The following is a 19,474-nucleotide window of genomic DNA, read 5'->3' on the forward strand; positions in this document are numbered from 1 at the left end:
GGTTGCAGGAATATGCGGATCGGCGTCGTCGCACCGGCACGGACAGTCAGCGCGGAATCGGCGGCGCGGATGCAGGCGTTCATGGCGCTGTACTGGCCGGCCCACGAGATCGTGTTCCATCCGCAATGCTTCATGACCGAGGGGCATTTTGCAGGGCCGGACGACGTGCGCGCGGCGGCGTTTCTGGAATTCGCCAACGATGCGGCGTTCGACGCGATCTGGTTCGCGCGCGGCGGCTATGGCTCCAACCGCATCCTCGATGTCGCGATGCCGCAGCTGGGGGCGGCGGCGCGCAACAAGACCTATGTCGGCTATTCCGACATGGGGTTCATGCTGGGTGCGCTCTATGCGCGGCGGATCGGGCGGCAGGCGCATGGGTCGATGGCGAGCGCCATGGGCGTCAACGACAAGGGTACCGACGCCGGATGGGTGCTGAGCTGGCTGATCGACGGCAAGCGCGACGGGCTGGAGCCGACGCTGGACGGCCGCCCGGCCGCGGCGTTCAACCTGTCGATCCTGGCGGCGATGATCGGCACGCCGTGGCTGCCCGACCTGACCGACCATGTCCTGCATATCGAGGAGGTCGGCGAGCCGATGTACCGGATCGACCGGATGCTGTTCCAGATGGCGCACGCCACGCAGCTGCAGGGTATCGCCGGGGTGCGGCTGGGCGCGGTGACCGACATGGTCGACAATGACGTGCCCTTCGGCGAGTCGCTGGAGCAGATCATCATCCGCTGGTGCCGCGAGATGGGGGTGCCGTATCTCGGCCGGTCGGGAATCGGGCATATCGCGCTCAACCGGGTGGTGCCGTTCGGGGTGGTGTGAAGTCGGGGCTGGCAGGCGTCCGACGATCCTGACGAAAAGATGCGTGTATCGGGGGGAGGCGACCGCGACGGGGCGGGTTTGCGCCAGGTAGGCGACTGCGACGCGACACCTGCGCGACGCGCTGACACCAGTGGCGCTACTTTGGCGCGACGGGGACGCAACACCGGCACGACAGTTATGCGACCGCGACGCGACACCGGGGTGACGGGTGGGCGACGGCTGTGCGTAGCGTTTCAGGTGGGCGGATTCGGGCGAGGTGCGCATCGACCAGTTTATGCGCTTTTTGGGGGTTTGTAGGAAAGGGGTGTTAGCTGCGATCCTGTCGAGCCGCGTCCGCCGGGCGTGTGGCGGGGTGGACCCCGGAACAAGTCCGGGGTGACGAAGGGGGCAATTAGTCCGCCTCGCGCCCCACGCGGACCAGCGTGCCGTCTGGGTCGCTCACAGCAAATTCGTACATGCCCCATGGCTTGAGATGCGGTGCGCCGGCTTCGATGATGCACTCGCGCACGCGCTCCGCAACGGCGTCCACGTCTTCGGCGTAGAGGTACAGGCCGAAGGGGTTGTCGGGGGCCTGGGGCGTGCCCGGTTCGTGGCGCAGGTGCAGGTGCCAGCCCTTGCCGTCGCTCAAGATGCGGTAATGGCCCCAGTCGCTGTCGAGGGTGAGGCCGAGGCGCTGGTAGAAATCGGTGCTGGCCTGCAGGTCGCGGCACGGGAGGATGGTGGTAATGCGGTGGTCGGCGGGCATGGGCGGAGGGTAGCGTCGAAGCCAGCCCCGCGCTATATCCCCCCGTATGGCCGCTCGTTTCGCCAGCACTACCACCTTCACTCCCGCCGCGGCGGGAGGGTTTGGCGTGCGCGGTTAGAACCGCGGCGCCGCCCTCTTGCCCGGGATCGGGTGAGATGGCGCTGCTCCTCCTGATCCTGCCTCTTTTCCTACAGCGCTGCCCCGTGCATAGGCACGTCAAACATGCAGGACTGATATGGCGCAGCTTCTTTCGATCACGCTTCCCGATGGCTCCGTGCGGCAGGTCGCGCCGGGGACGACGCCTGGCGACATTGCCGCCGCGATCGGGCCGGGCCTGGCCAAGGCGGCGATTGCCGCGCGGGTCGATGGTGAACTCCGCGATATCAACCGGCCGCTGGAGGGCGATGCCAACCTCGCGCTGGTGACGGCGCGGGACGAGGCGGATGCGCTGGAGCTGGCGCGGCATGACTTTGCGCATATCCTGGCCGAAGCGGTGCAGGAACTGTTCCCAGGGACGCAGATTACCTTCGGTCCGGCGACCGATGACGGGTTCTATTACGACGTGATGGCTCCGGCGTCGCGCGCACCCTTCTCGATGGAGGATCTGCCCGCGATCGAGGAGAAGATGCGCGAGATCATCCGCGCGGATAAGCCGCTGCGCCGTGAGGTGTGGAGCCGGCAGGCGCTGATCGACCGCTGGACGGCCGAGGGCGAGAGCTTCAAGGCCGAATGGGCGAAGGAACTGCCCGAGGGCGAGGAGCTGACGGTCTATTGGTCGGGCGACGACTGGCTCGACATGTGCCGTGGGCCGCATCTGGCATCGACGGGAAAGCTCGATCCGCAGGCGTTCAAGCTGATGCGCGTTGCGGGCGCCTATTGGCGCGGCGACCAGAAGAATGCGCAGCTGACGCGCATCTATGGCACCGGCTGGCTCAACAAGAAGCAGCTCGACGCGCATCTCCACAAGCTGGAGGAGGCGGCCAAGCGCGACCATCGCAAGCTGGGCGCGGAGATGGACCTGTTCCACCTGCAGGCCGAGGCGCATGGCAGCGTGTTCTGGCACCCCAAGGGCTATATGGTGTGGCGTCAGCTCGAGGCGTATATGCGCCGCGCGATCGACGGTGCGGGCTATCGCGAGGTCAAGACGCCGCAGGTGATGGACGCGCGCCAGTGGGAGCAGTCGGGCCATTGGGGCAAGTATCGCGAGAACATGTTCGTGATCCCCGACGAGGTGCCGAACGTCGATGACGAAGGCCCGGTGATCAGCGGCGAGGCCGACTGGATGGCGCTCAAGCCGATGAACTGCCCGGCGCATGTGCTGATTTTCCGGCAGGGGCTGAAGAGCTATCGCGAGCTGCCGCTGCGGCTGTACGAGAATGGCTGTTGCCACCGCAACGAGCCGCATGGCGCGCTGCACGGGCTGATGCGGGTGCGGCAGTTCACGCAGGACGACGCGCATATTTTCTGCCGCGAGGACCAGATCGTCGCCGAGGTGCAGGCATTCTGCGAGCTGGCGGATCGGGTGTATCGCGATTTCGGGTTCACCTATTCGATCAAGCTGGCGCTGCGGCCGGAGAAAAGGTTTGGGTCCGACGCGGATTGGGACAAGGCGGAGAATGAGCTGCGCGACGCGGTGGTGCGCGCGGGGCTGGCGAACGAAGAATATGGCTGGGAAGAACTGCCGGGCGAGGGGGCCTTCTATGCGCCGAAGCTGGAATGGCATCTGACCGACGCGATCGGGCGGACGTGGCAGGTGGGCACGATCCAGTCCGACCGGGTGCTGCCCGAGCGGCTGGATGCATCGTACGTTGGCGAGGATGGCGAGCGGCACCGGCCGTTGATGCTGCACCGCGCGATCTTTGGGTCCTATGAGCGATTCATCGGCATTTTGATCGAGCATTTCGCCGGGCGGCTGCCGGTGTGGCTGGCGCCGGTGCAGGCGGTAGTGGCGACGATCGTGTCGGATGCGGATGACTATGCCAAGGACGCGGTCGCGAAGCTGAAGGCTGCGGGCATCCGGGTCGAGAGCGACCTGCGCAACGAGAAGATCAACTACAAGGTGCGCGAACATTCGCTGGCGAAGGTTCCGCATTTGCTGGTCGTCGGCAAGCGCGAGGCCGAGGAGGGCACCGTCGCCGTCCGCACCCTGGGCAGCGAGGGGCAGAAGGTGATGAGCCTGGACGACGCCATCGCGATGCTTGCGGATGCGGCGCTGGCACCCGATATGAAGGCGTAACCCGCGCGCCACAGCGTGTGGCTTTTTCGTCAGGATCGCGCGGCGGGGCTACCCGTCCGCGCGTTCATGCGTTATCGTAAGTCGTCGAAATTATAACAGGAGCTGTTCCTATACGTCCCCCCATGTCCCGGCGCGGTTTCGCGCCCCCGGTGCCAACCGGCCCGCGCTTCAATGAATTCATCCAGTCGCCCAAGGTTCGCGTGATCGACCATGAAGGCGAGAATCTGGGCGTGATGTTCACGCGCGAGGCGATGGAACAGGCGCAGGCATTGGGCCTCGACCTGGTCGAAGTGTCCCCGAACGCGGACCCGCCCGTCGCCAAATATCTCGATGTCGGCAAGTACAAGTACGAGGCGCAGAAAAAGGCCAACCTCGCGCGCAAGTCGCAGAAGACGCAGGAGATCAAGGAGATCAAGATGCGTCCCAACATCGACGATCATGATTATGAGACGAAGATGAAGGCGGTGCACAAGTTCATCGGCGAGGGCGACAAGGTCAAGATCACGCTGCGCTTCCGCGGTCGTGAGCTGAGCCATGGGCAGCTGGGCATGAACCTGCTCAAGCGCGTGCAGGAAGACGCCGCCGAAGTGGCGAAGGTCGAAAGCTATCCGCGCATGGAAGGCCGCCAGATGCTGATGGTGCTGTCGCCCAAATGAGGGTGGCGATGCTTGCGTTGCTGGCGCTGGCCGCGCCGCTTCCGGTGGCTGCGCAAGTGGTGCACAGCCCGCCGATCACCGCCGGGACGGACGAACCGCTCGTCCGTCCGGCGGATGCAAAGCTGGTCTGGTCGGACGAGTTCGATGTCGACGGCCTGCCGGATCCCAAGCGCTGGGCCTATGATACCCACCGCAACAAGCTGGGCTGGCACAACGAAGAGAAGCAATATTACGCCGCAGCGCGCCCGCAGAATGTGCGCGTCGAAGGCGGGCGGCTGATCATCACGGCGACGCAGGAACGGCTGTCCGACAAGCCCGACCATGGCGGGCAGGATTATGCGTCGGGCAAGATCTTCACCAAGGGCATCGCCGACTGGCGCTATGGCTTTTTCGAGGTGCGCGCCAAGCTTCCGTGCGGGCGCGGCATCTGGCCGGCGATCTGGATGCTGGCGTCGGACGACAGCAAGGGCTGGCCCGCGATGGGCGAGATCGACATCATGGAGCATGTCGGCTGGAACAATGGCCGCGTCCATGGCACGGTGCACACCGGCGCGTACAACCATGTCGCGCAGACGCAAAAGGGCGCGCATGTCGTGCAGAACGATGTGTGCGAGACGTTCCACACCTATCAGCTCGACTGGAATGCCGACCGCATCCTCGTGGGGATGAACGGGCGCGCCTATATGCGGTTCGAGAATGACAAGAAGGGTGATCCGCAGACCTGGCCGTTCGGCACGCCCGAATATCTGATCCTGAACGTCGCGGTCGGCGGCTGGGGCGGGCAGAAGGGGATCGACTCCAAGGCGTTCCCGGCGGCGATGGAAATCGATTACGTGCGGGTGTGGCAGCGGGATTGATGCACGCGGTTGCGCTGCTTCCGGCCTTCCACGGGTTCCCCGGGTCTCGGTTGTGAGGCGCGTACTGAAGTTTCCATGAAGCCGCTTGTGGCGCGGTGGATGCTGAAACGAGTACAGCATGACGGTGGTGTTGCGGGGGCGTTGGCACCTCTCCCGTCGCCCCGGGCTTGACCCGGGGCTGGGCTTTTCTCGAACGTTGGAAAAGAAGAAGCCTTGGCCCGGCTCAAGGCCGGGCTGACGATGGGGGAGGCTCTCTAGTCTCCGCCGCCGCCGCCGCCGCCGTCTCCTCCGCTGTCGCCGCCCGAATCGCTGCCGCTATCGGGGCGGTCGTGGTCGTCGGTGTCGCTGGCGTAGGTCGTGCCGCCGTCGCCATTGTCCTTCTTGCGCTTTGCCTCCTTCGCCGCGTTCAGCGAGACGAACACGGTTATCAGCGAAATCGCCACCGCGCCGAGCGCGATCCATAACGCGGTCATGCCGGCGGCTCCCACAGTTCGATGGCGTTCCCTTCGGGATCGTGGATGCGGGCGAACTTGCCGACTTCGGGCGAGTCCCATTCGGGATTGGTGATGATATCGATCCCCGCGGCGTTGAGCTGTTCGAGCATTCCTTCGAGGTCGCGGACGCGCAGGTTGATCATGAATTGCTTGTCGGCGGCGAAATAGTCGGTTGCCTGTTTGAACGGGGCGAACACCATCGGGCCGCCCTGCGTATGCCAGGTCCATTCATTGACCTCGCCCCCGCTATCCTCGGCGACGCAGCCCGCGCCGATGCCGAGATGTTCGCGATACCATGCGGTGAGCGCATCCGGGTCATTTGCCCGGAAGAACAGCCCGCCCATGCCGAGTACGCCCATTGTCGTCGCTCCCCCGTGGTGGTGGGGGGGAGTGTAGGGCGGGGCGGCGAGAGGTGAAAGGGGGGTGACGACAGCAACCGTTGGGTCACGCTGCGCTCGCGAACTCGCCCAGGCCCGTCGCGGCGTCGAGCAGGCGGCGTTCGAGCGACTTCAGGCGCAGTACGGCGGTGATCTTGTCGCCGGTCAGGTCGGTGACATAGAAAGTGTCGACCGCGCGCTCGCCATAGGTGGCGACGTGCGCGCTGTGGATCGTCACCTTCGACTGGAACAGCGCATAGGCGAGGTGGTGGAGCAGGGCCGGGCGGTCGCGCGCCTGCACCTCGATCACGGTGAAGCGGTTCGATGCCTTGTTATCGATCAAGACGTTCGGCTCGATCGTGAAGGCGTCGGCGCGCAGGCGGGGGAGCGGTTTCGCGGCGAGGCGTTCGGTGAGCTTGGCGCGGTTGGCGAGCGCCTCGGCAATGCCGGTTTCGATGCGGGCGAGCTGGCCGGGATCGTCGAACGGGCGGCCGAGCGGGTCCTGCACCAGGAAATTGTCGAGCGCCATCCCGTCGCGCGTGGTGTGGATGCGCGCGTCGATGATGTTGCCGCCCGCCGCATGGATCGCGCCGGCGATGCGGTAGAACAGCCCGGCATGGTCGGCGGCATAGACGGTGACCAGCGTCGCGCCGCGATCGGGATAAACCGTCGCCTCGACCGACAGCTGCGCGTTGCCGACGCGGGCGATGAAGCGGGCGTTGCGTTCGATCACATCCTCGGGTTCGGCCACCCAATAGGGATCGGCGAGACGGCGGACGAAGCCGTTGGTGTCGCCGCCGATTGCCTGGGCAAGTGCGGCCTGCTTCGCCGCGATCCGCTCGCTTCGGCCCTTTTGCTTGTGGCCGAGGCGCAGGACTTCTTCGGCGCTGTCGAACAGGTTGGTGAGCAGCTGGCGCTTCCAGCCATTCCACACGCCGGGGCCGACCGCGCGGATATCGACGACGGTGAGGATCAGCAGCATCATCAGCCGCTGGGGCGATTGCACCACGGCGGTGAAGTCGAGGATCGTCTTAAAGTCGCTCAGGTCACGCTTGAATGCGGTCGCGGACATCAGCAGGTGATAGCGGACCAGCCACGATACCGTCTCGGTTTCCGCCGCGGTCAGGCCAAAGCGCGGGCAGAGCTTGAGCGCGATCTCTGCGCCGATCACGCTATGGTCGCCGCCGCGGCCCTTGGCGATGTCGTGCAGCAGGACCGAGACATAGAGCGCGCGGCGCGAGGCGACCTGATCGAGGATGCCGCTGGCGAGCGGGTGATCCTCCTTGAGGTCGCCCTTTTCGATGCGGTTGAGCAGGCCGACCGCGCGGATCGTGTGTTCGTCAACCGTGAAGTGGTGGTACATGTCGAACTGCATCTGTGCGACGACACGGCCAAAGTCTGGCACGAACTGGCCGAACACCCCGGCCTCGTTCATCCAGCGCAGCACGGTTTCTGGATCGCGTGGGGACGTCAGCACGTCCATGAACAGCGCGTTGGCGCGCGGGTCGTCGCGCCAGTCGGCGATCAGCTTGGCATCGCGGTTGGCGGCGCGCATCGCGAGCGGGTGGACCTCGAGGCCGTGCAGGTCGGCGAGCTGGAACAGCTCGACCAGCCGCACCGGATCCTCGCGGAAGAAATCGTCGTTCGGCAGCGCGAGGCGGCCGCGATCGAGGACGAAGCCCTTCAGCTTGCGGGGGGACCGGCGGATGCGGGGGAGGCCGAAGCGGCTGCCGCGTGCGGCAAACTTCTCGTCCAGATGCGCGAGGAAGACGCCGGTCAGGTCGCCGACCATCTTCGCCTGGAGGAAGTAGAAGTGCATGAAGCGCTCGACCTTCGACTTGCCCGGGCGGTCGGCGTAGCGCATCCGCTCCGCGATCTCGCGCTGATAGTCGAAGGTCAGCCGGTCCTCGCCGCGTGCCGCAAGGTTGTGGAGGTGACAGCGCACCGCCCACAGGAAATTCTCGGCGCGGCGGAACTGGCGATATTCGAGCTTGGTGAGCAGCCCGACCTCGACCAGATCGGCGGGTTCGCGCACGCCATGGGCGTATTTGCCGATCCAGAACAGGGTATGAAGGTCGCGCAGGCCGCCCTTGCCCTCCTTGACGTTCGGCTCGACGACATAGCGGCTGTCGCCCATCTTGCGGTGGCGCTCGTCACGCTCGGCGAGCTTTTGCGCGATGAAGTCGCGCGCGCTGCCATTCTGGATCTCCGCCTTGAAGCGCGCTGCTGCCTCGTCATAGAGCGCGGTGTCGCCCCAGATATAGCGTGCCTCGAGCAGCGCGGTGCGGACAGTGATGTCGCCGCGCGCCTCACGCACCATTTCGTCGAGCGAGCGTGAGCTGTGGCCGACCTTCAGCCCCATGTCCCATAACGAATAGAGCATCGATTCGATGACCTGCTCGCTCCACCCGGTCTGCTTCCAGGGGGTGATGAAGCCGATATCGACATCGCTGTGCGGCGCCATCTCGCCGCGCCCGTATCCGCCGACGGCGATCAGGGTCATGCGTTCGGACGCGGTCGGGTTGCTGTTGGGGTAGAGCCGCGCGAGGGTGAAGTCCCACAAGGTGCGCAGCAGCTGATCCATCAGGAATGCGCCGCTCGCGGCGCTTTCATGCCCCTTGGCCGGGTGGTCGATCAGGCGGCGGGCGATTTCGGCACGGCCATCCTCGAGCGCCTGTTTGAGCCGGAGCGCCGCGGCCTGACGCAGCCGCATCGTATCGGGTGCATCGAGCGCGGCGAGATCGTCCGCCAGCGCCCGCCGGTCGACGATCGCGCGGCGGTAGGGGATGGAGTCAAAGCGGCCGGACATGGGGTGGAGATAGGGGAGGTCGCGCAGTCGCGCTACCTTGTTCGTCATCCCGGCCTTGGGCCGGGATCCACCGGGCGGCAGGCGCGACGCTCGAGCCGCTATCGCCGGACTTGCGGCGCAGTGGACCCCGGCACAAGGCCGGGGTGACTAATAGCGGGTCAATCCGGCTTCTTGGCCACACCCACGAGTGCGGGGCGGAGCAGGCGGTCGCGGATCATGTAGCCGGCCTGGATTTCCTGGACGATGGTGCCGGGTTCGGCGTCCGCGCTGGGCATTTCCATCATCGCCTGGTGGCGATTGGGGTCGAGCGCTTCGCCGAGCGCGCTGATTTTCGAGATGCCATGGCGGGCGAAGACGCTGTCGAGTTCGCGCCCGGTCGCTTCGAGGCCGGTGATCAGCCCCTTCATCTTGTCGTCCTCGCGCAGCTCCTCCGGGATCGCGGCGAGCGCGCGGCCGAGATTGTCGGCGACCGAGAGGATGTCGCGCGCAAAGCCGGTGGCGGCATAGTTGCGCGCGTCCTCCGCCTCCTTCTGCGCGCGGCGCAGCAGGTTCTGCGCCTCGGCGCGGGCGTAGAGGGTTGCGGACTTGGCTTCGGCGAGTTCCGCCTCGAGCGCGGCGACGCGATCCTGTTCGGCCACTTCGGGGGCGGCCTCTGCGGTTTCCTGACGGAGGTCGTCGGTCGCTTCGGTCTTGTTGTCTTCGGTCATGGTTCCTGCATGTTTTCTTATGGTTCAGGCCAGCAATCTGGCCAGGGTCGATGCCGTGAAATCCACCATGGGCACGACGCGCGCATAGTTCAACCGGGTCGGGCCGATAACCCCCACCACGCCGACGACGCGACCGTCCATCGCGCGCACCGGTTTTGCGATGACGGAGGAACCGGACAGGGCGAACAGCTTGTTCTCCGAGCCGATGAAGATGCGGGCGGCGTCGGCCTCACGCGCGCTGTCGAGCAGGCGGGCGATTTCCTCCTTGCCCTCCAGCTCGTCGAGCAGGCGGGTGACGCGGTCGAGATCCTCGGCCAGCGCGGATTCGAGCAGGCGCCCCTGACCGCGTACGATCAGCACCGGGCGATCGTCGCCATCCTGCGACCAGACGGCGAGGCCGCGCTCGACCAGGGTGCGGGCGGCGTCGTCGAGTGCGGCGCGCTCGCTGGCGATCTGATGCGCGATGCGGGCGCGGGCCTGCGACAAGGTGAGCCCGCCGAGCGTCGCAGTGAGGTAGTTGGCGGCCTGTTCCAGCGTTGCCGGGGGCAGGCCGGGGGGCAGCTCGACCACGCGGTTTTCGACCGACCCGTCCTCGCCCACCAGTACTGCGAGCGCGCGGTCGTTGCCGAGCGGCACGAAGCCGAACTGGCGCAGCACGCGCTCCGCCTTGGGCACCAGCACCATGCCGGCGCAGGCCGAGAGGCCGGAGAGCGCAGCGGTGGTGCTGGCCAGCGCCTCCTCGACCGGGCCACGCGTTGCGGCGCGCGATTCGATCGCGGCGCGTTCCTCCGCCGAGGGTTCGTTGGCCTGCATCATGCCGTCGACGAACAGGCGCAGGCCCAGATCGGTGGGCATCCGGCCCGCGCTGGTATGCGGCGCGGCGAGCAGGCCGAGCTCTTCCAGGTCCTGCATGACGTTGCGGATCGAGGCGGGGGAGAGGTTGAGGCCGGGCGCGCGCGAGATGGTGCGCGAGCCCACCGGCTGGCCCGCCTCGAGATATGATTCGACGACGACGCGAAAGATGTCGCGGGCGCGGTCGGTCAGCTCGGTGATTGGCGGGGTGGTCACGGTTCCAGATGTAGCGTGCCGTGCGCGCGCCTCAAGGCCGTTCGCCCAGCAACAGCGTCAGCGGGAGCAGATCCGGTGCATTGCCCAGTGCATCGGCCATGGCCCGGTAGCGTTCGCGATCGCATCCGAAATAAAGATACAGGCGATCGGCGGACTTGCCTTCGCCCCAGCGCACCTCGGTGCTGGGCATGTCGGTGGCAGCGCGGGCGCATTCCGGCGAACCCGGCGCGATGCGGCGTTCGCCCTTGGGTCGATAGGGCGCCAACGCCCCAGCGAAGGCGGCATATTGCGCCGGAGTCACCGGAAAGGTGCCTTCCCCGATGACGGCGGTATGGCGGATGCCGGTGAAGCGGCCCGAATTGTTGCCGAACAGCTCGATCTTGAACACCGGACAGGCACCGAAACATGGGCCGGATTCATAGACGATGCGTTTCGATGCCGCCGGCACGGGGGTGACGGGCTTTGGCGTGCGTGCGCAGCCGGCCACCGCAAGCCCCAGCACCATGATCAGTCCAAGCCGCTTCATGCCATTTCTCCGACGAGGCGAAGCGTCAGACTGGCGCGTTCGTTCTTGTCCGTCTAGTTCGGCGGCCAAACCAATCAGGAGAATCCCCCTATGCGCCCCAGCGGCCGCGCCCCCGATCAGATGCGGGCGATCAGCATCGAACCGAACTTCACCATCCATGCCGAGGGATCGGTGTTGGTGAGCTTTGGCAATACCAAGGTGCTGGTGACCGCGAGCGTCGAGGAGCGGGTGCCGCCGTTCCTGCGCGGCAAGGGTGAGGGTTGGGTGACGGCCGAGTACGGCATGCTGCCCCGCGCGACGCATACGCGCGGCAGCCGCGAGGCGGCGAAGGGCAAGCAGTCGGGGCGGACGCAGGAGATTCAGCGGCTGATCGGGCGCAGCTTGCGCGCGGTGACCGACCTCAAGGCCTTGGGCGAGCGTCAGATCACGCTGGATTGCGACGTGATCCAGGCCGATGGCGGCACGCGCACGGCGGCGATCAGCGGCGCGTGGGTCGCACTGCGGCTCGCGGTCGACAGACTGATCGCCGAGGGCAAGCTGACCGGCGATCCGATCACGCAGCAGGTCGCGGCGGTGTCGTGCGGCATCTATCAGGGCAATCCGGTGCTCGACCTCGACTATGACGAGGATAGCGCGGCGGATGCGGATGCGAATTTCGTGCTGCTCGCCGATGGCAAGATCGCCGAGGCGCAGGCGACCGCCGAGGGCGCAACCTATGACGAGGAAGGGCTGCTGCGCCTGCTGCGCCTCGCCCGGATCGGGTGCGGTGAGATTTTCGCGGCGCAGCTGAAGGCGGCGGGACGATGAGCGGCGAAGGCCGGGAGCCGCAGGCGATCCGCAAGCTCCAGCCGGGCAAGCTGGTCATCGCCAGCCATAATGAGGGCAAGGTGCGCGAGATCCGCGAGCTGCTCGCGCCCTATGGGATCGAGCCGATCAGCGCAGCGTCGCTCGACCTGCCCGAGCCGGAAGAGACGGGCACGACCTTTGTCGCCAATGCCGAGCTGAAGGCGATGCAGGCGGCGGACCTGTCGGGCCTGCCCGCGCTGGCCGATGACAGCGGGCTGTGCGTTGAGGCGCTGGGCGGCGATCCGGGGATTTTCTCGGCGCGCTGGGGCATGGCCGATCCGGGGATCGCCGGGCTGGAGCCGGTGACCGGCGAAGGTCGCGATTTCGACCTGGCGATGCGGCGGGTGAACGAAAAGCTCGACGCCCTGCCCGAGGGGACGTCGCGCGCGGCGCATTTCGTGTGCGCGCTGGCGCTCGCCTGGCCCGACGGACATGTCGAATGGTTCGAGGGGCGGGTCGACGGCACGCTGATCTGGCCGCCGCGCGGCGACCGGGGCTTTGGCTATGACCCGATGTTCGTGCCCGAGGGGCATGAGCGCAGCTTTGGCGAGATGAACCCGGCGGCGAAGCACGCGATGAGCCATCGCGCCGATGCGTTCGCGCAGCTGGTCGCGGCGGTGTTCTGAACTTTTGATCCTTGCTGGATGCGCCCGGCGCAGCCCTAGACCACCATTTCGCGCAGGATCGTGTCGAGCAGGACGAGCGCGGCGTCAATGCGCGCCTCCTCGTCGCGCGAGACGGTGAGTGTGCGGACAAGGTCGTCATGGTGCATCCGCCGGGCGAGGCCGATCGCGGTTTCGTAGCTGACCCGTTCGGCCTGCTTGCCCTTGCGGAAGGCGCCGACCAGCGCGGTATCGCGCAGCGGACCGGCGGCGATGGTGTCGGCGTCGCGCGCCGCGTCGTCGAGGATTGCGCGCAGCCAGATATTGGGCGGACCCTCGACCTTGCCATTCAGGGCAGCGATGGCCGAGGTCAGTCGCCCGGCCTGGGCCTGCGCGGTGCGGGCCTCTTCAGCGAGATACGTGCCGATCCGGTAGGACGCATTGTGTTGCAACGCCCCCGACCGCTCGACCCACGCGGTTTCGGCATCGTGCAGATCCTGAAGCGCGACGATCAGCAGGGCACGGGGGGTATCGGTGTCAGCCATTGGCTCAGAACGCATGATCACCGCGCGCGGTCCCGGACAAATTCGGTCAGCTGCTGGCGGTCGCGACGATGCGGCGATAGGCCAGGGGGCATGGCGACCTTTGTCCACCTGACCAGCCATCGCAACCTGCCCGGCATCCGGCGCGGGGGAATCGCGTTCGTGAAGCGGGATGGATGGCGGCCCGACCATATTTATGCGCTGCCGGTCACGCGCGAGTTCAACATCGCGCATCAATGGCTGCGCGAGTTGCGGCGGATGGGCGGGGGGACGATCGCGGGGGTCTATTTCCGCATCCCCGATGACGAGATGGTCGAGGTGTCGCACTATAACGGCACCCCGGTGACGATGCGCGCAGCCGAGGCGGTGGCGCTGATGCTCGCCGCCGAGCAGCGCGACCCGGCTGCGGCCCGGGCGGCGGACAAGGCGTCGAAGGCAGTGCAGCGCGGGCGGGCGCTGCCGTCTTCGCCCGAGGGGTTTCAGGTGACGATTGCGCGTCCGATCGCGCGGAGCGAAATCCTGCGCTTCAAGATGCTGCCGCAGGTTACGGGCTGGCGCTACATGCCCGGCGCGAACGGGACGGCGCCGTGCGGGTGCGTGTGCTGCATGAAAGGCAGTTTCGGCGTCGGCAAGCTGGAGCGGCGGCTGGAGGCGGATGAGGCGGCGGGGCGGAAGCCGAATTATTATCTGTTCGGGCGCGAGGAGAAGTCGTTCGCGCGGGTGGAGCGGATGAAGGCGCGGTCGGCATCTCCCCGGAGGGATAAGGTCGGTTAGGGCAACGCCACCTGTCCCATCACATTGCCGGCGGGGGCGTAGCGGCAGACGAGCACGTCCTCCCGCGCGTTGCTGGCGAGGGCACAGCCGACGCGGGTGGTGCGCGACCAGACGATCTGGGCGTAGTGACCGGCATCGACGAAGCGGCCGGTGGCGCTGATGTGCGGGATCGGGCGGTTGAGATAGTCGCGTTTCTCGGCGACCCAATGTCCCGCCATTTCTTCGTAGCGATAGGCGCTGCGCGTGCCTTTCCAGAGATTTTCGCCCTGAGCGGCGGGGCCGCGTGGCTGTTGCGCGTGCTCGAACCTGCCGCTGCGCGCAAGGACGCGGGCATAGGCGGCGGCGTCGCGGGCGAGGGCATTGTCCCAGGTCAGCGGCGGCACCTTGACCGCGGCGCGGGCGGCGTTGTGCGCGTCGAGCATCGCGGTGCGCAGGCGATCGGCGCCGCGCGGGGCGGGGGTCAGCGAGTCGCGGCGCTCGACAAATTCCCTGGGCGCGTCGGCCTTTGGGACTTCGTTCTGCGGCGAACAAGCGGCCAGGATCAGGAGCGGGAGGAGCAGCATCTTTCGGAAAACCTCGTTTCCGCGCATAGCGCGCGCAACATGAATGGTTCCGAACCGATCGCTGCGGCCCCGCTGGCGCTTTACGTCCACTGGCCGTTCTGCGTGTCCAAATGCCCCTATTGCGATTTCAACAGCCATGTCCGCGAGGTGGTGGACCAGGATGCGTGGCGCAAGGCGCTGCTCGCCGACCTCGCGCATGAGGCAGCGCTGCTGCCCGGGCGGCGGCTGGGGTCGATCTTTTTCGGGGGTGGCACGCCGTCGCTGATGCCGCCCGAGACCGTGGCGGCGCTGATCGACGCAGCGGTGGCGGCATGGACGCCGCAGGGCGATCTGGAAGTGACGCTGGAGGCCAATCCGTCATCGGTGGAGGCGGCGCGCTTTGCCGATCTGGCGGCTGCGGGGGTCAATCGCGTGTCGCTGGGTCTGCAGGCGCTGGACGATGCAGCGCTGGCGTTTCTGGGGCGGGCGCATGGCGTGGCCGAGGGGCTGGGGGCGCTGGCGACGGCGCAGCGGCATTTCGGGCGGGTGAGTTTCGACCTGATCTATGCGCGGCCGGGGCAATCGGTAGCGGATTGGGAGGCGGAGCTGACCTGCGCGCTGAGCTTCGGGACCGAGCACCTGTCGCTGTACCAGCTGACGATCGAGCCGGGGACGCGCTTTGCGACGCTGGCGGCGAAGGGCGATCTGGTGATCCCGGATGCCGATGCGGCGGCGGATCTGTGGGACGTGACGCAGGCGCTGACCAGCGCGGCGGGGCTGCCGCTGTACGAGGTGTCGAACCATGCGCGGCACGGGGCGGAGAGTCGGCATAACCTCAGCTACTGGCGCTACACCGATTATGCCGGGGTCGGGCCGGGGGCGCATGGGCGGCGGACCGGGCATGCGACGGTGCGGCACAAGAAGCCGGAGAACTGGCTGAACGCGGTGGCACGCAACGGACATGGGACGCAGGAGGAGGTTGCGCTCACCGCAGCCGAGCGCGCGACCGAGGCGCTGGTAATGGGGCTGAGGCTGGCCGAGGGGGTCGATCTCGGGCGGATCGGGGCAGGCCATGTCGATCTGGCGGCGGTGGAGCGGCTGGCGGCGCACGGGTTGATCGTGCGCGCAGGCGATCGGCTGCGGGTGACGGACGCGGGGATGCCGGTGCTGGAGGGGATCTTGCGCGAGGTGGTCCTGTAGCTCCTCCCCCAGCTCGCTGGGGGAGGTGGCATCGCGCAGCGATGACGGAGGGGCCGCCCCGTAGAGGGCGGAATTTTGCCGAGCCGTTTACGGCCGTCTCCGCGGCCGCCCCTCCACCACCGCCTTTGGCGGCGGTCCCCCTCCCCCAGCAAGCTGGGGGAGGATTTTTTGGATTACCGCCCGAAGCCCTGGGGGGCGGGGGAGACGGTCACGGTAGTGCCGCCGCGAATCTCCTGCACTTCCAGCGCGCGTTCGGCGACGCCGTCGCGGCCGAAGCGGAACGCGCCGTCGATGCCGCCGAAGCCGCCTTCATCGCTGAGGCGACCGGTCGGGAAATTGTCGCCCGGGCGCCAGTCGCGCGCGATTCGCACCGTCAGCAGCACCGCGTCATAGCCAAGCGTCGACAGGCGATAGGGCGCCGCGCCGAAGCGGGCGCGATACTTGTTTGCATAGGTGCGGTAGAGCGTGTCCGAGACGCTGGCGAACCAGCTGCCATTGAGCACGGTCATGCCGCCGACGGCCGAATCGCTGTTCCACAATTCGGTGCCGAGCACCTTCGCATTGGCGTTGGCGCGACGGATGCCGGGGACGGCGGTGACCGCGCCGCTCGCGCTGTCGGCGATCAGCACCGCCTGGAACGGCGAGCGCGCGAGGCGGGCGATCGCGGCGTTCATCGCAGGCGCACCGCGATTATAGGTTTCGAGCGCGGTGACCTTGCCGCCCGCACCCTCGACCGCGCGCAGGAAGGCGGTGCTGGCGCGCTCGCCATAGAGACCGGTCGGCATCAGGCCGGCGAATTCGGTGACGCCGCTCCGCCGGGCATAGTCGACCACGCGCTCGATCGACTGCGCGGGGGTATAGCCCATCACATAGGTGCCGTTGCCGGCGACGCCGGTGTCGTTCGAGAAGCTGAGCACCGGCACCCCGGCGCGGCGCGCGAGGGGGGCGATGGCGCGGGCGTCTTCGGCAAGCAAAGGCCCCAGGATCAGCTTGTTGCCGTCCGCCAGCGCGCGGGTCGCCGCGGCGGTCGCGCCGAGCGCGGTGTCATAGGTTGTGATGCGGACATTGTCCGCCTTGAGATCGAGGATCGCAAGCTGGGTCGCGTTGGCGAGGCTGCGGCCGATCCCGGCATTGGTGCCCGACAGCGGCACGAGCAGCGCGACGCGGTGCCGCTGCGTATCGGCTTCGGGAAGGCCGGGCCGGACCGGCGGCGGGGTGGTCGGGCGGACCGGCTGGGTCGGACCGGGGCGCACCGGCTCGGGCGGCGGGCCGGAGGGGCGGACGCAGGCGGACAGCGCAAGCGCCGCGCCGATCACGATTCCCCGAATGATCCGCGACATGCCCGGTTGGCGTTTCGCTGCTGCCTCTGCCATGACGTTCCCCAATGACTTCTGTTCTCGAGCCCGGCCTCTACATCGTCGCGACGCCGATCGGCAATCTCGGCGATCTGTCTCCCCGTGCGTCTGAAATACTCCTGAACGCCGATGTGGTTGCGGTCGAGGACTCGCGTGTGACAGCGGGACTGTTCCGTCACTTGGGCGCAAAGCGGCCGATGACGCCGTATCACGACCATAATGCGGAGGCGGTGCGGCCGGGTCTGGTGGCGCGAATGGCGACACAGGCGGTGGCTTTGGTGTCGGACGCGGGGACGCCGCTGATTTCCGACCCCGGCTACAAGCTGGTGCGCGATGCGCGCGCGGCGGGGCATGCGGTGGTGACGATACCCGGTCCGTGCGCGGGGATTGCGGCGCTGACGCTGGCCGGGCTGCCGACCGACCGGTTCCTGTTCATGGGGTTCCTGCCAAGCAAGCAGCAGGCGCGGGCCGAGGCCATCGCCGAGGTGGCGGGCGTACGCGCGACATTGGTGTTCTATGAAAGCGGGCCGCGCCTGTCGGCGGCGCTGGCGGCGCTGGCCGAAGGGCTGGGGGATCGCGAGGCGGCGGTGGCGCGCGAGATCACCAAGAAGTTCGAGGAATGCGTGACCGGATCGCTGACCGAGCTGTCGGCGCGCTACGCCGAGGGTGGGCCGAAGGGCGAGATCGTCGTGGTGGTCGCCCCGCCGGGCGAGGCGGCACCGGCGAGCGCGGAGGATGCCGATGCGGCGCTGGCGGAGGCGCTGACGCGGCTGCCGGTGTCGAAGGCGGCGGGCGAGGTCGCCAAGCGGCTGGGGCTGGACCGCAAGGCGCTGTATGCGCGCGCGATGGAACTGAAAGGGTGAGAGACCGTCGCGCCGCCGAGCAATCGGGCCGCGACGGGGAGACGCGCGCGGCGTGGTATTTGCGGTTGCGGGGGTGGCGGATTCTCGATCGGCGGGTGCGGACGCCTGCCGGAGAGGTCGATCTGGTCGCCAAGCGGGGCAGGCTGGTCGCGTTTGTCGAGGTGAAGGCGCGCAAGTCCGCCGCCGAGCTCGATTTCGCGATCGATGAGCGGCGGCTGGCGCGGGTTGCGGCGGCGGCGGAGTATCTGATGCCGCGCTATGCAGCGAATGGCGAGGATATCCGGGTCGATGTGCTGCTGCTCGCGCCCGGCGTGCGGCCCCGGCACATCGAGAATGCGTGGATCGGGTGACAATCGGCTTCAGGCACCCTACTTCGCCGTCACCCCAGCGAAAGCTGGGGTCTCAAGCCGCATGAGACCCCAGCTTTCGCTGGGGTGACGGACTTGGAAGGAGTCGCAATGCCCCTCACCGTCGCCGTGCAGATGGACCCGCTCGATTCGATCAATATCGCGGGCGATTCGACCTTTGCGCTGATGCTGTCGGCGCAGGCGCGCGGGCATCGGTTGTTCCATTATTCGCCCGAGGCGTTGAACTATGCCGATGGCCGGGTGTGGGCCAAGGCGCATCCGGTGACGGTGCAGCGCGTCGCGGGCAATCATTTCGAGTTCGGTGATCCGGTGTCGCTGGATCTGGGCGAGGACGCCGATGTCGTGCTGATGCGGCAGGATCCGCCGTTCGACCTTGGCTATATCACCGCGACGCATCTGCTCGAGCGGATCGCCGACCGGACATTGGTGGTCAACGATCCGGCCAGCGTGCGCAATGCGCCCGAGAAGGTCTGGGTGCTCGATTATGCGCGCTTCATGCCGCCGACGCTGATCACGCGCGACTATGACGAGGCGAAGGCGTTCCTGGCGAAGCACGGCGCGATCGTGGTCAAGCCGCTGCACGGCAATGGCGGCAAGGCGATCTTCAAGATCGACGGTAATGGTGCGAACCTGTCGTCGCTGATCGAGGTGTTCAACACCGCGTACCGCGAGCCGCACATGGTGCAGGCGTTCCTTCCCGATGTGGCGAAGGGCGACAAGCGCATCGTGCTGGTCGATGGCGAGGTGGCGGGCGCGGTCAACCGCGTGCCTGGCGAAGGCGAGATCCGGTCGAACCTGGCGGTCGGCGGGACCGCGGCGAAGACCGAGCTGACCGCGAAGGAGCAGGAGATCTGCGCGGCGCTGGCACCGGAACTCAAGCGGCGCGGGTTGATCTTTGTCGGGATCGACGTGATCGGCGGCGAGTGGCTGACCGAAATTAACGTGACGTCGCCGACCGGCATCGTCGCGATCGACCGGTTCAACGGGACCGACACCGCCGCCATGATCTGGGATGCGATCGAGCGCCGCGTCGCTGCGCGCGGCTGATCCTTTTTCCCTGATTAGCGTTTGGCGTCCCT

General features: G+C 67.4%; 21 protein-coding genes. 11 read left to right on the plus strand and 10 right to left on the minus strand.

Annotated features, from left to right (window positions below; all coding sequences use genetic code 11):
* The first annotated feature begins 12 nt into the window (after positions 1–12).
* The gene (locus tag ACO05N_RS06545; RefSeq protein WP_422056358.1) at positions 13–828 is read left to right on the plus strand and encodes an LD-carboxypeptidase; all 816 of its coding nucleotides are present in this window, start codon (positions 13–15) and stop codon (positions 826–828) included.
* 391 nt (positions 829–1,219) lie between these two features.
* Here ACO05N_RS06545 and ACO05N_RS06550 read toward each other — a convergent pair whose 3' ends face one another.
* Complete coding sequence (locus ACO05N_RS06550; RefSeq protein WP_422056359.1) at positions 1,220–1,573, minus strand: VOC family protein; 354 nt, start codon at positions 1,571–1,573, stop codon at positions 1,220–1,222.
* A 235-nt stretch (positions 1,574–1,808) separates the two neighbouring features.
* Here ACO05N_RS06550 and thrS point away from each other — a divergent pair, with 235 nt between their 5' ends.
* The 3 genes from thrS to ACO05N_RS06565 all read left to right on the plus strand — a co-directional run bounded on the left by thrS (position 1,809) and on the right by ACO05N_RS06565 (position 5,322).
* Positions 1,809–3,809 carry a threonine--tRNA ligase gene (gene thrS / locus ACO05N_RS06555; RefSeq protein ID WP_422056360.1) on the plus strand — a complete coding sequence of 667 codons (2,001 nt, stop codon included), beginning with the start codon at positions 1,809–1,811 and terminating at the stop codon, positions 3,807–3,809.
* Positions 3,810–3,931: 122 nt separating this feature from the next.
* Positions 3,932–4,465, plus strand: coding sequence for a translation initiation factor IF-3 (infC, locus tag ACO05N_RS06560; RefSeq protein ID WP_066659927.1), 534 nt, complete (start codon positions 3,932–3,934; stop codon positions 4,463–4,465).
* Positions 4,466–4,473: 8 nt separating this feature from the next.
* Entirely contained in the window at positions 4,474–5,322 is an 849-nt protein-coding gene (locus tag ACO05N_RS06565) for a glycoside hydrolase family 16 protein (protein ID WP_422056361.1), read from the plus strand.
* Between the two features lie 254 nt (positions 5,323–5,576).
* Here the strand turns inward: ACO05N_RS06565 and ACO05N_RS06570 are convergent, their stop codons facing one another.
* From ACO05N_RS06570 to ACO05N_RS06595, 6 genes are all read right to left on the minus strand, one after another.
* Positions 5,577–5,795: a hypothetical protein gene (locus ACO05N_RS06570; protein ID WP_422056362.1), complete on the minus strand. Its 219-nt coding sequence runs from the start codon at positions 5,793–5,795 to the stop codon at positions 5,577–5,579.
* A complete protein-coding gene (locus tag ACO05N_RS06575) occupies positions 5,792–6,175 on the minus strand; it encodes a VOC family protein (protein WP_422056363.1) in 384 nt (127 codons plus the stop codon). The genes ACO05N_RS06570 and ACO05N_RS06575 overlap by 4 nt, the downstream gene beginning before the upstream one ends.
* Before the next feature lie 85 nt (positions 6,176–6,260).
* The gene (locus ACO05N_RS06580; RefSeq protein ID WP_422058717.1) at positions 6,261–9,002 is read right to left on the minus strand and encodes a [protein-PII] uridylyltransferase; all 2,742 of its coding nucleotides are present in this window, start codon (positions 9,000–9,002) and stop codon (positions 6,261–6,263) included.
* Between the two features lie 158 nt (positions 9,003–9,160).
* The gene (gene grpE / locus ACO05N_RS06585; protein ID WP_422056364.1) at positions 9,161–9,709 is read right to left on the minus strand and encodes a nucleotide exchange factor GrpE; all 549 of its coding nucleotides are present in this window, start codon (positions 9,707–9,709) and stop codon (positions 9,161–9,163) included.
* Positions 9,710–9,733: 24 nt separating this feature from the next.
* Positions 9,734–10,777: a heat-inducible transcriptional repressor HrcA gene (hrcA, locus tag ACO05N_RS06590; protein ID WP_422056365.1), complete on the minus strand. Its 1,044-nt coding sequence runs from the start codon at positions 10,775–10,777 to the stop codon at positions 9,734–9,736.
* Positions 10,778–10,808: 31 nt separating this feature from the next.
* Positions 10,809–11,303 (minus strand): DUF6438 domain-containing protein, encoded by a 495-nt coding sequence (locus ACO05N_RS06595; protein WP_422056366.1) that lies wholly within the window; start codon positions 11,301–11,303, stop codon positions 10,809–10,811.
* A 90-nt stretch (positions 11,304–11,393) separates the two neighbouring features.
* On the opposite strand from ACO05N_RS06595, the gene rph reads away from it, so the two are divergent.
* Together rph and rdgB are read left to right on the plus strand one after the other, a co-directional pair.
* Positions 11,394–12,110: a ribonuclease PH gene (rph, locus tag ACO05N_RS06600; RefSeq protein ID WP_422056367.1), complete on the plus strand. Its 717-nt coding sequence runs from the start codon at positions 11,394–11,396 to the stop codon at positions 12,108–12,110.
* Complete coding sequence (gene rdgB, locus ACO05N_RS06605; protein ID WP_422056368.1) at positions 12,107–12,775, plus strand: RdgB/HAM1 family non-canonical purine NTP pyrophosphatase; 669 nt, start codon at positions 12,107–12,109, stop codon at positions 12,773–12,775. Before rph ends, rdgB begins: the two co-directional genes overlap by 4 nt.
* Before the next feature lie 35 nt (positions 12,776–12,810).
* Here rdgB and ACO05N_RS06610 read toward each other — a convergent pair whose 3' ends face one another.
* Positions 12,811–13,296, minus strand: coding sequence for a DUF892 family protein (locus tag ACO05N_RS06610; RefSeq protein ID WP_422056369.1), 486 nt, complete (start codon positions 13,294–13,296; stop codon positions 12,811–12,813).
* Between the two features lie 90 nt (positions 13,297–13,386).
* Between ACO05N_RS06610 and ACO05N_RS06615 the strand changes: the two genes are divergently transcribed.
* Positions 13,387–14,067 carry a hypothetical protein gene (locus ACO05N_RS06615; protein WP_422056370.1) on the plus strand — a complete coding sequence of 227 codons (681 nt, stop codon included), beginning with the start codon at positions 13,387–13,389 and terminating at the stop codon, positions 14,065–14,067.
* Here the strand turns inward: ACO05N_RS06615 and ACO05N_RS06620 are convergent.
* The gene (locus ACO05N_RS06620) at positions 14,064–14,630 is read right to left on the minus strand and encodes a CAP domain-containing protein (RefSeq protein WP_422056371.1); all 567 of its coding nucleotides are present in this window, start codon (positions 14,628–14,630) and stop codon (positions 14,064–14,066) included. The genes ACO05N_RS06615 and ACO05N_RS06620 overlap by 4 nt on opposite strands.
* Before the next feature lie 39 nt (positions 14,631–14,669).
* Between ACO05N_RS06620 and hemW the strand changes: the two genes are divergently transcribed.
* The gene (hemW, locus tag ACO05N_RS06625) at positions 14,670–15,809 is read left to right on the plus strand and encodes a radical SAM family heme chaperone HemW (protein ID WP_422056372.1); all 1,140 of its coding nucleotides are present in this window, start codon (positions 14,670–14,672) and stop codon (positions 15,807–15,809) included.
* 173 nt (positions 15,810–15,982) lie between these two features.
* Here hemW and ACO05N_RS06630 read toward each other — a convergent pair whose 3' ends face one another.
* Positions 15,983–17,182, minus strand: coding sequence for a penicillin-binding protein activator (locus ACO05N_RS06630; RefSeq protein WP_422056373.1), 1,200 nt, complete (start codon positions 17,180–17,182; stop codon positions 15,983–15,985).
* Between the two features lie 11 nt (positions 17,183–17,193).
* On the opposite strand from ACO05N_RS06630, the gene rsmI reads away from it, so the two are divergent.
* The 3 genes from rsmI (at position 17,194) to gshB (ending at position 19,442) form a co-directional block, all read left to right on the plus strand.
* The gene (rsmI, locus tag ACO05N_RS06635) at positions 17,194–18,027 is read left to right on the plus strand and encodes a 16S rRNA (cytidine(1402)-2'-O)-methyltransferase (protein ID WP_300492759.1); all 834 of its coding nucleotides are present in this window, start codon (positions 17,194–17,196) and stop codon (positions 18,025–18,027) included.
* A complete protein-coding gene (locus tag ACO05N_RS06640; RefSeq protein WP_422056374.1) occupies positions 18,024–18,377 on the plus strand; it encodes a YraN family protein in 354 nt (117 codons plus the stop codon). Before rsmI ends, ACO05N_RS06640 begins: the two co-directional genes overlap by 4 nt.
* A 108-nt stretch (positions 18,378–18,485) precedes the next feature.
* Positions 18,486–19,442 carry a glutathione synthase gene (gshB, locus tag ACO05N_RS06645; RefSeq protein ID WP_422056375.1) on the plus strand — a complete coding sequence of 319 codons (957 nt, stop codon included), beginning with the start codon at positions 18,486–18,488 and terminating at the stop codon, positions 19,440–19,442.
* Positions 19,443–19,474: the final 32 nt, after the last annotated feature.

It is taken from the genome of Sphingomonas sp., from assembly GCF_965227385.1.
In the GTDB taxonomy this organism is placed as follows: domain Bacteria; phylum Pseudomonadota; class Alphaproteobacteria; order Sphingomonadales; family Sphingomonadaceae; genus Sphingomonas.